The organism is Pseudorhodoferax aquiterrae, assembly GCF_014652235.1.
Taxonomy (GTDB): domain Bacteria; phylum Pseudomonadota; class Gammaproteobacteria; order Burkholderiales; family Burkholderiaceae_C; genus Pseudorhodoferax; species Pseudorhodoferax aquiterrae.
In genome coordinates, this window is the sequence record NZ_BMYK01000007.1 from 172,388 (window position 1) to 184,743 (window position 12,356).

The window sequence follows — 12,356 nt, forward strand, 5'->3', positions numbered from 1 at the left end:
TCAGAAGCTGTGGCGAACCCCCAGGCTGACGCCCGTGGCCTTGGGCTTGTTGGCCGCGCCCTGGAAGCCGCCGTGCCAGCGCGTGTGGTCGACCTCGGCGTAGACCACGCTGCGCCGCGAGAGCGTGTACTCCGCGAAGCCCACGGTGCGGCCATAGCCGTCGTCGGCGCGTGCGCTGCGCGCGCGGTCCACGCGGTAGTGGGCCAGCGTCAGCGCCACCAGTGCGCCCGCCGGCACCGTGGCGCCCAGGCCCAGCGTGCGCAGGGTGGTGCGCGCCGTGGCGCCGGTCTCCGCGTGGCTGCGGCCGAAGATGCCGGCCAGGCGCGTTCCGCCCGCCAGGGTGTAGGCCGCGCCGAGCACGCTGGCCCGCAGGCCCAGCGTGTCGTCGTTGTTGCGAAAGCGCTGGTGCGCCGCCGACAGCTGCAAGGGACCGTGCTTGTAGCCCAGCGCCAGGCCCGTGGAATCGGAGGCGCCGCTGTTGCCGGCGACCTCGCCGAAGCTGTGCATGGCGCGCAGGTTGACGCCGGCGACATCGCCCGTGTACTTGACGCTGTTGTTGAGCCGGTACGACGCCGTGGCCGAGCCGCTCGCGCCGAAGCCCACGCCGAGCTGGTGCTGGCTCAGCGCCGCGACGTTGACGCTGGGGTTGAAGCTCGCCAGGCGCATGCCCAGCGGGTCGATCGGCGAGATCGCGTCGGCCAGCAGGCTGGTCTGCCGACCCATGCTCACCAGGCCCCAGCGGCTGCCCAGGCCCACCCAGGACTGGCGGTCGAAGTACATGCTGGAGCTGATGGGCGCGCCGGTCCTGGCGTTGATGCCCGATTCGAGCTGGGCCTGGGCGCTGAAGCCGTCGCCCAGGTCCTCCTGCACGCGCAGGCCCCAGCGGCTGGTGTTGTTGACGCCGCTGGACATGACGGTGGCCGAAGTGGCGCTGGGCGCGAACTCGTCGAGTCCGCTGGCCCGGCGCATGGCGAGGTCGACGATGCCGTAGAGCCGCACGCTGCTCTGGGCCTGGGCGCCTTCGGGCGCCACGGCGCACAGCGTGGCCAGGGCTGCGGTCGCGGTGGAAATGTGGCGCATCGGGTGCTTGCTTCGCTGCCGCATGCGATCAGTCCGCCTTGAGCCTGGCGGCCTGCACCACCTGCTTCCACTTGACCTGCTCGTTCGCCATGAAGCTGCGCATCTGCTCCAGGCCCATGGTCTCGACCTCCGCCCCGTGGTCCTCCAGCCGCTTGGCGACCGCCTTGTCGGCCAGCACCTCGTTGATCACCTTGTTGAGCTGCTCGAGCACGGGCCTGGGCGTCTTGGCCGGGGCGAAGATCGCATACCACTGCGAGACGTCCACATCGGCGATGCCTTGCTCCTTGAGCGTGGGCACGTCGGGCAGCAGCTCCGAGCGCTTGCTTCCGGCCACGCCCATGGCCTTGAGCTTGCCGCTTTTCACGTAGGGGATGGCCGTGAACAGGCTGGGGAACATCACCTCGGTCTGGCCGCCGATGGTGTCGGTCACGGCCGGCGCGGAGCCCTTGTAGGGCACGTGCAGCAGGTCCACGCCCGTGGACAGCTTGAACATCTCCGCCGCGAAGTGCGGCGCCGTGCCGTTGCCGGCCGAGGCATAGCTCAGCGGCGACTTGCTGGCCTTGACGAGCGCCACGAGTTCCTTGGCGCTGTTGGCCTTGACCTTGGGGTTGGCCACCATCAGCGTGGCCGAGGACCCGACCATGGCGACGGGCTCGAAGTCCTTGACGGGGTCGTAGCGCAGCTTCTGCAGCGCCGGGTTCATCGCATGCGTGGCGATGTAGCCCAGCATCAGCGTGTAGCCGTCGGCCGGGGCGCGCATCACGGCCTCGCTGGCGATGGCGCCGTTGGCGCCGGCCTTGTTGTCCACGATGACGGGCTGCTTGAGCACCTGCGACATGGCCTGCCCGATGGTGCGCGCCATGGCATCGTTGGCGCCGCCGGCGGCCGTGGGCACGACGATGGTGATGGCCTTGTCGGGATAGGCGGCCAGCGCCGCGGCGCTGGCCAAGGCCGCCGCGATGGCGATGGCCGCGGTGCTGGCCAGGCGCTTGGGGTTGAACTGCATTTGTCTGCTCCGGTGGATTGGGATGGTTGTCGTCGAACCGGTGCAATGGTCGGCGTGGCGAAGCTTTCTGTGAATTGCATCTTTGCGAACGATTGATGCACACTACCTATCAACGCAAGCGCAGCATCCCCATGGCCATCAACTTCAATCTCAACGACCTGCAGGCCTTTCGCACGGTGGCGGAGTTGTCGAGTTTCCGCAAGGCGGCCGAGGCGCTGCACGTGTCGCAGCCGGCGTTCAGCCGCCGCATCGAGAAGCTGGAGGAGGCGCTGGGCGTCAAGCTGCTCGAGCGCACCACGCGCAAGGTCAGCCTCACGGCCGTGGGCCGCGAGTTCGACCGCAAGGTGCAGCAGCTGCTGGACGACCTGGACAGCACGCTGCTGGGCATCCGCGGCGTGGCCGGAACGCGCATGGGCGAGGTGACCATCGCCTGCGTGCCATCCACGGTCTATTACTACCTGTCGCAGGTGGTGTCACGCTACCGCGAGCGCTACCCCAAGATCCGCGTCAAGGTGTTCGACGCGGGCGCCAACGACGTGCTGGCGGCGGTGGCGCGCAGCGAGGCCGACTTCGGGCTGAACTTCATCGGCAGCCAGGAGCCCGACATCGAGTTCACCCCGCTGCTGGAGGAGCGTTTCGTGGCGGCCTGCCGGCGCGACCATCCGCTGGCGAAGAAGCGCAAGGTGGGCTGGGCCGAACTGGGCCAGCACGACTTCATTTCCGTCAGCAAGAGCTCGGGCAACCGGCTGCTGCTGGACCAGGCGCTGGCCGGCCTGCCGGGGCGGCCGGAGGCCGTCTACGAAGCCCAGCACGTGACGACCATGCTAGGCCTGGTGGAAGCGGGGCTGGGGGTGGCGGCCGTGCCCTCGCTGGCCATGCCGGGCGCCGACCATCCGCTCCTGGTCAGCGTGCCGCTGGTGGACCCGGTGGTCACGCGCAAGGTGGGCCTGATCCGCCGCAAGGGCCGGCCGCTGGCGCCAGCGGCGCAGCAGATCTACGAATTCTTCCTGGAGATGAAGGGCAGGCGGCGCGGTGCGGCGGGCAGGACGGCGGCGGCACACCTGGAGTGATGCACACTGCGACGCATGCGCAACTTCTTCGAAAGCCCCTTCAAAGGCAGGCTGCTCAGCGAGCAGGTGACCAACCCCAACATCCAGGTCGGACGGTTCAGCTATTACTCGGGCTACTACCACGGGCACGGCTTCGACGATTGCGCGCGCTACCTGCTGCCGGACCGCGACGACGTCGACAAGCTGATCATCGGCAGCTTCTGCTCGATCGGTTCGGGTGCCGCGTTCATCATGGCGGGCAACCAGGGGCATCGCGCGGACTGGGCATCGTCCTACCCGTTCTTCTACATGCAGCAGGAGCCCGCTTTCGCCGCTGCGCAGGATGCGTTCGTTCCGGCCGGAGACACCGTGATCGGGCACGACGTCTGGATCGGCAGCGAGGCGATGGTCCTGCCGGGTGTTTCCATCGGCCACGGTGCAGTCATCGGCAGCCGCGCGGTGGTCACGCGGGACGTGGAGCCCTATGCCATCGTCGCAGGAAACCCGGCCCGGGAGATCCGCAAGCGTTTCCCGCCGGACCAGGTGGCGATGCTGCTCGAGATGCAGTGGTGGGATTGGCCTCTGGCAGCCATCCAGGCGGCCATGCCCTTGATCTGCTCTGGCGACATCGCGGGCCTGCACCGGCACTGGCGCTCCGCGCGCTGAGCGCGAGCTGCTACGCCCGCGCCGCCAGCACCCGGTCCACCATCACGCCGGCCTGGCCCAGGTGGTTGGCGGGCTCGCACATGGCCTCCAGCTGCGCACGCGTGACGTGCCGGGTGATCTCCGGGTGCACGGCCAGGATCTCGATCAGCGGCCGGTCCTTGGCGATGGCCTCGCGGCACAGGTCGTACACGAGGTCGTGGGCGTACTCGCGGCCGATGTAGGGCCCCAGGCCCATCATCACGGCCTCGGACATCACGAGGCCGTTGGTCAGCGCGATGTTGGCGCGCATGCGGCCTGCGTCCACTTCCAGGCCCTTCAGGATGAACTTGGTCTGCTTGAGTGCGCCCGACATCAGGCAGAAGATCTCGGGCAGCGACACCCATTCGATCTCCCAGGGGCCGGTGGAGCGCTCGTGGTCGGCCACCATCGCGTCCATGAGCGCAGCGGCGTGCTGGCGCGCCACCGAGATGTTGGCGTGGATGTACAGGCAGGAGATGGGGTTGCGCTTTTGCGGCATGGTGGACGAGGAGCCGCGCCCGGGCGCGAAGGGCTCGAACACCTCGGCCACCTCGGTCTGCATCATGAGCTTGACGTCCATCGCGATCTTGCCCAGCGAGCCGCCCACCATGGCGAGGAAGGCGCCGACTTCGGCGATGGTGTCGCGCACTGTGTGCCAGGAGATCAGCGGCTGGGCCAGGCCCAGCTCCTGCATCAGGCCGGCCTGGGTCTCCATCGCGCCCTTCTCGAGCGAGGACAGCGTGCCCGAGGCACCGCCGAACTCGCCCATCAGCACGCGGGGCTTGAGCTGCTGCAGCCGCTCGCGGTGGCGGTCGATGCCGGCCAGGATGCTGGCCATCTTGTAGCCGAAGGTGATGGGCGTGGCCTGCTGCAGGTTGGAGCGGCCGATGACGGGTGTGTCCCGGTACTTCGTGGCCAGCGCGGCCAGCGCCTCGCCGATCTCGTCCAGGTCCTGTTCGACCAGCGCCAGGCCCTCGCGGATCTGCAGCACCGCCGCGGTGTCGGTGATGTCTTGCGTGGTGGCGCCCCAGTGGCAGTACTCGCCGAGCTTGTCGCGGCAGTTGGCGTTGATCTGGTTCACCACCGCGATGATGGGGTAGCCGATCTGCTCGGTCTTGGCCTTGAGCTGGGCCCAGTCGATCTGCGAGAGTTCGCAGTTGCGCACGATCTCGTTGGCAGCCTCCTGCGGGATGATGCCGAGCCGGCCCTGCACCTTGGCCAGCGCGCGTTCGATGTCCAGGTACTTGGCGGTGCGGTTCTCGTCGGACCAGACGGCGCGCATGCGCGCGTCGCTGAACATGTCGCCGAAGATGCGCGAATCGATGATGGTGGCTGCCATGGTGTGCTTTCGATGGAAGGGATCAGATGGCCTGGGCGGCCCGCAGCGCGGCGATGTCGCCGCTGGCATAGCCGAGTTCGGCCAGGATGGCATCCGTGTGCTGGCCCAGCGCCGGCACCGGGTCCATGCGCGGGCCGGTGTTCCAACTGCCGGGCGGCAGCATGGCGGGCAGCGGGCCCTGCGGCGAGCCGACCTCGGTCCAGCGGCCGCGCGCCTTCAGCTGCGGATGCGCCCAGACCTCGGCCATGGTGTTGACCTGGGCGTTGGCGATCTGGGCCTGTTCCAGGCGTTCGACCACCTGCGCCGCGCTGAGCGAGGCGAAGGCCTCCACGATGATCCGGCGCAGCGCCTCGCGCTCGGCCACGCGCTTGAAGTTGGCGCTGAAACGCGGGTCGTTCGCCAGGCCCGGTTGCTGCAGCACGGTGGTGCAGAAGCTGGCCCACTCGCGCTCGTTCTGCAGCCCCAGCATCACGCTGCCGCCATCGCCGGCCGGGAACGGCCCGTAGGGGTAGATCGTGGCGTGGCTGGCGCCCGTGCGCGGCGGCGGCGCGGCGCCTTCGAAGGCGTAGTACAGCGGGTAGCTGGTCCATTCGGCCAGCGCTTCGAGCATGGAGATGTCGATGCGCTGGCCCTGGCCGGTCTGGCTGCGCTGCATCAGCGCAGCCAGGATGTTGGTGTACGCATACATGCCGGCCGCGATGTCGGCGATCGAGGGGCCGGCCTTGCAGGGCTCCTCGGGCGTACCGGTCACGGAGACGAAGCCGGCCTCGCTCTGGATCAGCAGGTCGTAGGCCTTCTTGTCGCGGTAGGGGCCGGGGTTGTGCGGGTCGTCACCGTAGCCGGAGATGTCGCACACGATCAGCCCGGGCTTGCGCTGCGACAGGTTGTCGTAGCCCATGCCCAGGCGCGCCGCGGCGCCGGGCGCGAGGTTCTGCACCACCACGTCGGCCTTCTCGAGCACCAGGCGTTCCAGCAGCTTGGCGGCCTCGGGGTGCTTGACGTCCAGCGTGAGGCTCTCCTTGGAGCGGTTGGTCCAGACGAAATGCGAGGCCAGGCCGCGCACGCGTTGGTCGTAGCCGCGCGCGAAGTCGCCGCTGCCGGGACGCTCGATCTTGATGACGCGCGCGCCCAGGTCGGCGAGCTGGCGGGTGGCGAACGGCGCCGCGATGGCGTGTTCCAGCGTGATGACGGTGATGCCCTTGAGGGGTTGCATGGCGGTCCTTTCAGCGCAACGTCGCGGTGGCGTCCATGGTCAGCCAGCCTTCGTGGTCGCTGGCCCACAGCCGCACGGTCTTGCCGTCGGCCTGCAGTTCGCCGTTGACGTGGAAGGGGTGCAGGTCGAAGGTCGGGCGCACGGCCTTGAAGCGGAAGTCGGCCACGTCGGCATCCGGCAGCTGGCGGCGTAGCAGGTCCATGAGCAGGGTCGCGATCAGGGGGCCGTGCACGATCAGGCCGGGATAGCCTTCGACCTCGGTCACGTACTTGCGGTCGTAGTGGATGCGGTGGCCGTTGAAGGTCAGTGCGGAGTAGCGGAACAGCAGCACGTCGTCGGGCACGATCTCGCGCCGCCAGGCGCCGCGGACGGCGGGCTGGGGCGGCGGCACCACGTCGTCGGCCCGCTGGGCCTCGCGGTAGACGATGTCGTGGAACTCCACGAGCGCCGGATCGGTGGCGCCGTTGCAGCGGACTTCATGGCGCACCTTGACGAACACGAGCCGACCGGTGCGGCCGGACGTGCTGCGCACGCCGTCGATGGTGGAGGTGCGCGCGACCTGGTCGCCGACACGGATGGGCGCATGGAAGCTGAACTGGCTGCCCGCCCACATGCGGCGCGGCAGCGGCACGGGCGGCAGGAAGCCGCCACGTTTGGCGTGCCCGTCGGCGCCGATCTCCGACTGCCGGTGCATGGGCAGGAAGTAGAGCCAATGCCACAACGGGGGCAGCGGCGTGCCGGCGGGCGCCGCGGCGGCCGGATGGTCCAGCGTGGCGGTCAAGGCCACCACCGGGGTGGGGGTGATCGTGTCCTGGACGGTTTCGGTGCGTCCGGTCCATGCGTCCAGCGCTTTGAGGTCTGTGTTCAATGGAATCTCCATGCAGGCCTGGCTTGCGCAGCGGCCATGCACGAAGTCTTGAACAAGCCTGCCTGCCTGTGAAGTGCAATGTTCGGAACAATTGATGCATGCGGTGCAATGGTCCTGCCGCATGTCGGAGGGCGCCGTCGCGCCGGCGGGTGCCGGCGTCAGTCGCCGGTCCAGTGCGGCCGTCGCTTTTGGGCGAATGCCGCAGGCCCCTCGACCGCGTCCCGGCTCGCCAGCATCCGGGCGGCCGCCGGGTAGTTCTCATGCATGGTGTCCGCCAGGTTCGCGACGGCCAGACTCTGCAGCATGATCTGCTTGGACGCCTGAACGGCCAGCGGGGCGCAGGCCAGGATCTCTTCGGCGTACTGCCTGGCCCGGGCCATCACGCGTTCGGCCGGCACCACGTCGTTGAGCAGGCCGATGCGTTTGGCCTCCTGTGCGTCGATCGTGGCGCCGGTCAGCACGAGGGCCATGGCGTCCTTGGTGGCGATCTGGCGTGGCAGGCGCTGGAGCAGGCCGCCTCCCAGGGCGGCCAGACCGACGCGCGGCTCGGGCAAGCCGAACTTGGCGCTGCTGGCGGCCACGCCGATGTCGCAGGCCGCGAGGATTTCCATGCCGCCGCCCAGGCAGTGGCCGTTGACCGCTGCGATGAGCGGCTTCCACAGGTCGAAGCGGTGGGTGATTCCCGCGAAGCCGGTCGCTGGCTTGGCATGGTCGCCCGTCGCGGCCAGTTCCTTGAGGTCCGTGCCGACGCAGAAGGCCCGGTCGCCGGCCCCGGTCACGATGCACACGCGCAGCTGCGGGTCGGCGGCATAGCGGTCGAACGCGTCGGCCAGCTCCCGGTGGGCCTCGGGGTGCAGCGCATTGAGAACCTGGGGCCGGTTCAAGGTCAGGGTCAGCAGCGCGCCCTCGGTCTGGTACAGGCAGTGGCGGTATGCGGTGTCGCTCAAGGTGTCTCCTCGGAGTTCGTGGGCAGGGCCGGTCCGGCCGGCGCGTTCCGATTCTGGGAAGGGCGGCGCCCGCGTGTCCATGGCGCGCAGGGCATGGGCGCCATCACGCAGCGACATGCAGGCGCCGAAACTCCAGGTAAACCCTGGGCGGGCCGTCCCCACTATGTTCTCCATACATGGCTGGTATGTGTTTACGCTAATTTTCAAATGGGGACCGTTCTCCTAGAGTCGCGCCGATCGTTCAATCGCCCAGACCAACAGGAGACAAGCATGAGGAACTGCGTGAAGAGCATGGCCGCCGCGATGGCGATGGCGGCCATCGGTGCGGTGGCCACGGCGCAGACCGTGCCCGTCATCGGCATCGTCGAGCTGTCGGGCGCCGGCGCCACGGCCGGCGTGAACTTCGACAACGGCGTGAAGCTGGCCGTCAAGGAGATCAACGCGGCCGGCGGCATTCTGGGTCGCAAGGTCCAGTACACGTCGCTCGACTCGCAGACCCAGCCCGGTGTCGCCAAGGGCCTGGCGGCCAAGGCGGTCGACCAGGACGTGCCGCTGGTGATCGGTCCGGTGTTCTCGGGCTCGATCCTGGTGTCGATGAACGAGACGCGGCGCGCCGAGGTGCCGAACATCATCGGCGGCGAAGCGGCCGCGATCACCCAGCAGGGCAACCCCTACGTGTTCCGCGCTTCGTTCACGCAGGCCGCGGCGATGCCCAAGGTGGCGCGCTACCTGAGCGAGAGCCTGAAGATCAAGACGCTGGCCGTGATCTACGTCAACAACGACTTCGGCAAGGGGGGCCGGGACATGATCGGCAAGGCGGTCGAGGCCAAGGGCATCAAGGTCGCCGCCGACATCTCCACCGACCAGGGCCAGGTGGACTTTTCCAGCGCCGTGCTGAAGGCCAAGCAGTCCAACGCCGACGCGCTGTTCGTCTATTCCAACGAGGAAGAATCCGCCCGCCTGCTCAAGGAGCTGCGCAAGCAGGGCTACGACAAACCCATCGTCGGCGAGACCACGCTGGCCAACGACAAGGTCATCGAACTGGCCGGCGAGGCGGCCAACGGCGTGATCGCGCACGTGGGCTTGACGGCGGATGCACCCAACCCCACCGTGCAGGCCTTCGCGCAGCGCTACCTGGCCGAGTACAAGGTCAAGGCAGACCACAACGCCATGAAGGGCTACATCGGCATGCATGTGGCACGCGCAGGGTTCGAGAAGGTCGGCAAGATCGATCCCAAGGCCTTCGCGAAGACCCTGCACGGTCTCTCGATCTCGGCCGACAAGTACCCGGGCGTGCTGTTCGACCTCACCTACGACGACAAGGGCGACCTGGACCGCGAGAGCTTCTTCGTGCGGGTCGCCGGCGGCAAGACGCAGGTCATCGAAACGCTCAAGCCGGCCAAGTAGGGCCGCACCCCGTCGCTGCGCGGCGCCTGCGAGGGGCGGCGCCGCGCACGGCACCGCATCGGGTGCTGCGCGGCGCGGCCGCGCCGTGCCGCACCGCGCGCTGGAACGCACATGACCGACTTCATCCAACTCCTGTTCAGCGGCCTGTCCACAGGTGCGATCTACGCCCTGGCGGCGCTGGGCTTCACCTTGCTCTGGCAGGCCAGCGGCACCATCAACTTCGCCCAGGGCGAGTTCGTCATGCTGCCGGCCTTCGCCATGCTGGTCTTCCTGTCGGCCGGCGCACCGTTGTGGCTGGGCTTCGTGCTCACCTGCTTCGTCGCCAGCTTCGTGCTGGGCTGGGTGTTCAAGCGCGGCATCGTCGATCCGCTGTTCAAGTACGGCATGATGCCCATCGTGGTGGCGACCATCGGCCTGTCGATCGCCTTGCGCAACGGGGTGCGGGCCGGCTACAGCGCCGAGGCCCACGCGTTCCCCAGCCTGTTCCCCGGCAGCTTGTTCACGGTCTCGGGCGTCACCGTCTCGGCCACCGACATCGGCACCTTCGTCTTCGCGCTGGCGCTGGTCCTGCTCGTGCAGACCTTTCTGTCCAGGACCATCACGGGCCGGGCGATGCAGGCCGTTGCCCAGAACACCGAGAGCGCCTCGGTGCTGGGCATCAACGTGCCGCGCATGATCCTGTACACCTTCGCCATCAACGCCGTGCTTGCCACGGCGGCCGCGCTGCTGGTCACGCCCACCTATCTGGCGAAGTTCGACATGGGCGAAAGCCTGGGAACCAAGGCCTTCTTCGCCGCCATCATCGGCGGCTTCAACAACAGCCGCGGCGCCCTGCTGGGCGGTCTGATCGTGGGCGTGTGCGAGAACCTGGCCGCCGCCTACATCTCGCCGGCCTACAAGGACGCCGTGGCCCTGGTGATCTTCATGGTCGTGATCCTGTTCAAGCCGCAAGGCCTGCTGGGCAAGAAGGTGGAACGCAAGGTATGAAGAAGCTCCTCATGGCCGCCGCCGTGGCATGCGTGCTGCTGGTGACGCCGCACTTTCTGCGCAGCTACGGCATCTACCTGCTCAGCGCCTGGCTGGTCTACATCATCGCCACCATGGGCCTGAACCTCACGGTGGGCTATGCCGGCCAGAAGTCGCTCGGGCACGCCGCCTTCTTCGGCATCGGTGCCTACACGGTGGCCATCCTCATGAAGGCCGGCATCAGCTTCTGGCTCGGGCTGCCGGCGGCCGCGGCGATCTGCTTCGCCGTGGGCCTGATCCTGGGCTTTCCGGCGCTGCGCGTGCAGACCATCTACCTGGCCTTCGCCACGCTGGGCTTCAACACCGCGGTCTGGCTCGTCATGCGCAACGAGGAGTGGCTGACCGGCGGCACCTTCGGCATCAACAACATCGCGCGGCCGCAGCTGTTCGGCCTGAGCCTGGAGAGCAACCTGGCCTACTACCACTTCGTGCTGGTGGTGGCCGTGCTGCTGGGCGCGCTGCTCTGGGGGCTGCTGCGCTCGCCCTGGGGCAAGGCCTTCACGGCGCTGCGCGACAACCCGATCCGCGCCGAGAGCCTGGGCGTGGACATCCGCAGCTACACGCTGCTGAGCTTCGCGATCGGTGCGGCCTACGCCGGCGTGGCCGGCGCGCTGTTCGCCAGCCTGGTGCAGTTCATCGAACCCGCACCGTTCACGGTGCTGGCCTCGATCATGATGTACCTGATGGTCGTCGTCGGCGGCCCGGGCTACTTCTTCGGGCCGGTGCTCGGTGCGGCCGTGGGCGTCATCCTGCCCGAGTGGTTGCGCTTCGCCCAGGCCTGGTACCTGTGCGTGTTCGGTGCGGCCGTCGTGGTGCTCATGATCTGGCTGCCGGACGGTCTGCTGTCGATCCCGGACCGCATCCGGGCGCGCCGCCAGTCCCGCGAGGCCTCGGCCGCACGCGCCGCCGCGGCGCGCGCGCAAGTGCCGCCGCGCGCCTCGGGAGCAGAGGCATGAGAGCCGACCGCGAAGGCGCAGTGCGCAGGCCGCTGCTCAAGGTCAGCGGCCTCAGGAAGCGCTATGGCGCGATCCAGGCCGTCGGGGGCGTGGACTTCGAGGTCTTCCCGGGGGAGATCTTCGGTGTCATCGGCCCCAACGGTTCGGGCAAGACCACGCTGTTCAACAGCATGCTGGGCCAGATCACGGCCGACGAGGGACGCATCGAACTCAACGGCGAGGACGTGACGCGGCTCGGTCCGCTGGCGCTCAACCGCAAGGGCGTCGGACGCACCTTCCAGACCCTGCAGGTGTTCGGCAAGATGACGGTGCGCGACAACCTGCTCGTGGCGGCGCAGGAGCACCACGGCAGCATGCTCGGCCGCATGTTCGCGCCCGGCGATTGCGGGCTGGGTGCGCGCGCCGATGCCCTGATCGACCGCTTCCGCATGCGCCACGTGGCCGACAAGAAGGCCGGCGAGCTCTCCTATGGCCAGCAGAAGCTGGTGGACATCGCCATGGCCTTCATGAGCGAGCCTGCGCTGGTGCTGCTGGACGAGCCCTGCGCGGGCGTGAACCCCAGCCTGGTCGGCGGCATCGGCAGCCTGCTCAAGGACCTGAACCGCAACCCGGCCGCCGCGCGCCGGAGCAGCTTCGTGGTCATCGAGCACAACATGGACTTCGTGATGGACCTGTGCCACCGCGTGATGGTCATGGTCGAGGGCACGGTGATGGCCATCGGCACGCCGGACGAGATCCGGTCGAACAAGCGCGTCCTGGACGCCTACCTCGGGAGCTGAGC

The 12,356-nt window shown here is 68.6% G+C and carries 12 protein-coding genes; 6 read left to right on the plus strand and 6 right to left on the minus strand.

The annotated features are described in order from the left end of the window. Complete coding sequence (locus tag IE209_RS14265) at positions 1 to 1,080, minus strand: porin (RefSeq protein WP_189687618.1); 1,080 nt, start codon at positions 1,078 to 1,080, stop codon at positions 1 to 3. A 28-nt stretch (positions 1,081 to 1,108) separates the two neighbouring features. Next, on the minus strand, positions 1,109 to 2,086 hold the full coding sequence (locus IE209_RS14270; RefSeq protein ID WP_189687619.1) for a Bug family tripartite tricarboxylate transporter substrate binding protein: 978 nt from the start codon (positions 2,084 to 2,086) through the stop codon (positions 1,109 to 1,111). Between the two features lie 131 nt (positions 2,087 to 2,217). Here IE209_RS14270 and IE209_RS14275 point away from each other — a divergent pair, with 131 nt between their 5' ends. Together IE209_RS14275 and catB are read left to right on the plus strand one after the other, a co-directional pair. Then, complete coding sequence (locus IE209_RS14275) at positions 2,218 to 3,156, plus strand: LysR family transcriptional regulator (protein WP_189687700.1); 939 nt, start codon at positions 2,218 to 2,220, stop codon at positions 3,154 to 3,156. Between the two features lie 15 nt (positions 3,157 to 3,171). Continuing rightward, positions 3,172 to 3,801 carry a type B chloramphenicol O-acetyltransferase gene (gene catB / locus IE209_RS14280; RefSeq protein ID WP_189687620.1) on the plus strand — a complete coding sequence of 210 codons (630 nt, stop codon included), beginning with the start codon at positions 3,172 to 3,174 and terminating at the stop codon, positions 3,799 to 3,801. A gap of 10 nt (positions 3,802 to 3,811) precedes the next feature. On the opposite strand, the gene IE209_RS14285 is transcribed toward catB, so the two are convergent. From IE209_RS14285 to IE209_RS14300, 4 genes are all read right to left on the minus strand, one after another. Beyond that, positions 3,812 to 5,158 (minus strand): class-II fumarase/aspartase family protein, encoded by a 1,347-nt coding sequence (locus tag IE209_RS14285; protein ID WP_189687621.1) that lies wholly within the window; start codon positions 5,156 to 5,158, stop codon positions 3,812 to 3,814. Between the two features lie 22 nt (positions 5,159 to 5,180). Beyond that, entirely contained in the window at positions 5,181 to 6,371 is a 1,191-nt protein-coding gene (locus IE209_RS14290) for a CaiB/BaiF CoA transferase family protein (RefSeq protein WP_189687622.1), read from the minus strand. Between the two features lie 10 nt (positions 6,372 to 6,381). After that, positions 6,382 to 7,239 (minus strand): HTD2 family dehydratase, encoded by an 858-nt coding sequence (locus IE209_RS14295; RefSeq protein ID WP_229882846.1) that lies wholly within the window; start codon positions 7,237 to 7,239, stop codon positions 6,382 to 6,384. A 158-nt stretch (positions 7,240 to 7,397) separates the two neighbouring features. Then, the gene (locus IE209_RS14300) at positions 7,398 to 8,186 is read right to left on the minus strand and encodes an enoyl-CoA hydratase-related protein (RefSeq protein WP_229882847.1); all 789 of its coding nucleotides are present in this window, start codon (positions 8,184 to 8,186) and stop codon (positions 7,398 to 7,400) included. Between the two features lie 270 nt (positions 8,187 to 8,456). On the opposite strand from IE209_RS14300, the gene IE209_RS14305 reads away from it, so the two are divergent. The 4 genes from IE209_RS14305 to IE209_RS14320 all read left to right on the plus strand — a co-directional run bounded on the left by IE209_RS14305 (position 8,457) and on the right by IE209_RS14320 (position 12,354). Next, positions 8,457 to 9,593 (plus strand): ABC transporter substrate-binding protein, encoded by a 1,137-nt coding sequence (locus IE209_RS14305; protein WP_189687624.1) that lies wholly within the window; start codon positions 8,457 to 8,459, stop codon positions 9,591 to 9,593. Positions 9,594 to 9,704: 111 nt separating this feature from the next. Then, a complete protein-coding gene (locus tag IE209_RS14310) occupies positions 9,705 to 10,580 on the plus strand; it encodes a branched-chain amino acid ABC transporter permease (protein WP_189687625.1) in 876 nt (291 codons plus the stop codon). Next, positions 10,577 to 11,575 carry a branched-chain amino acid ABC transporter permease gene (locus tag IE209_RS14315; protein ID WP_189687626.1) on the plus strand — a complete coding sequence of 333 codons (999 nt, stop codon included), beginning with the start codon at positions 10,577 to 10,579 and terminating at the stop codon, positions 11,573 to 11,575. Before IE209_RS14310 ends, IE209_RS14315 begins: the two co-directional genes overlap by 4 nt. After that, positions 11,572 to 12,354: an ABC transporter ATP-binding protein gene (locus IE209_RS14320; protein ID WP_189687627.1), complete on the plus strand. Its 783-nt coding sequence runs from the start codon at positions 11,572 to 11,574 to the stop codon at positions 12,352 to 12,354. Before IE209_RS14315 ends, IE209_RS14320 begins: the two co-directional genes overlap by 4 nt. Positions 12,355 to 12,356: the final 2 nt, after the last annotated feature.

Bases quoted from the DNA above. Each gene is read 5' to 3' on its own strand.
- IE209_RS14305 (WP_189687624.1), top strand. From the start codon at position 8,457: ATGAGGAACTGCGTGAAGAGCATGGCCGCCGCGATGGCGATGGCGGCC.
- IE209_RS14320 (WP_189687627.1), top strand. From the start codon at position 11,572: ATGAGAGCCGACCGCGAAGGCGCAGTGCGCAGGCCGCTGCTCAAGGTC.
- IE209_RS14270 (WP_189687619.1), bottom strand. From the start codon at position 2,086: ATGCAGTTCAACCCCAAGCGCCTGGCCAGCACCGCGGCCATCGCCATC.
- IE209_RS14290 (WP_189687622.1), bottom strand. From the start codon at position 6,371: ATGCAACCCCTCAAGGGCATCACCGTCATCACGCTGGAACACGCCATC.
- IE209_RS14275 (WP_189687700.1), top strand. From the start codon at position 2,218: ATGGCCATCAACTTCAATCTCAACGACCTGCAGGCCTTTCGCACGGTG.
- IE209_RS14310 (WP_189687625.1), top strand. From the start codon at position 9,705: ATGACCGACTTCATCCAACTCCTGTTCAGCGGCCTGTCCACAGGTGCG.
- catB (WP_189687620.1), top strand. From the start codon at position 3,172: ATGCGCAACTTCTTCGAAAGCCCCTTCAAAGGCAGGCTGCTCAGCGAG.
- IE209_RS14285 (WP_189687621.1), bottom strand. From the start codon at position 5,158: ATGGCAGCCACCATCATCGATTCGCGCATCTTCGGCGACATGTTCAGC.
- IE209_RS14265 (WP_189687618.1), bottom strand. From the start codon at position 1,080: ATGCGCCACATTTCCACCGCGACCGCAGCCCTGGCCACGCTGTGCGCC.
- IE209_RS14315 (WP_189687626.1), top strand. From the start codon at position 10,577: ATGAAGAAGCTCCTCATGGCCGCCGCCGTGGCATGCGTGCTGCTGGTG.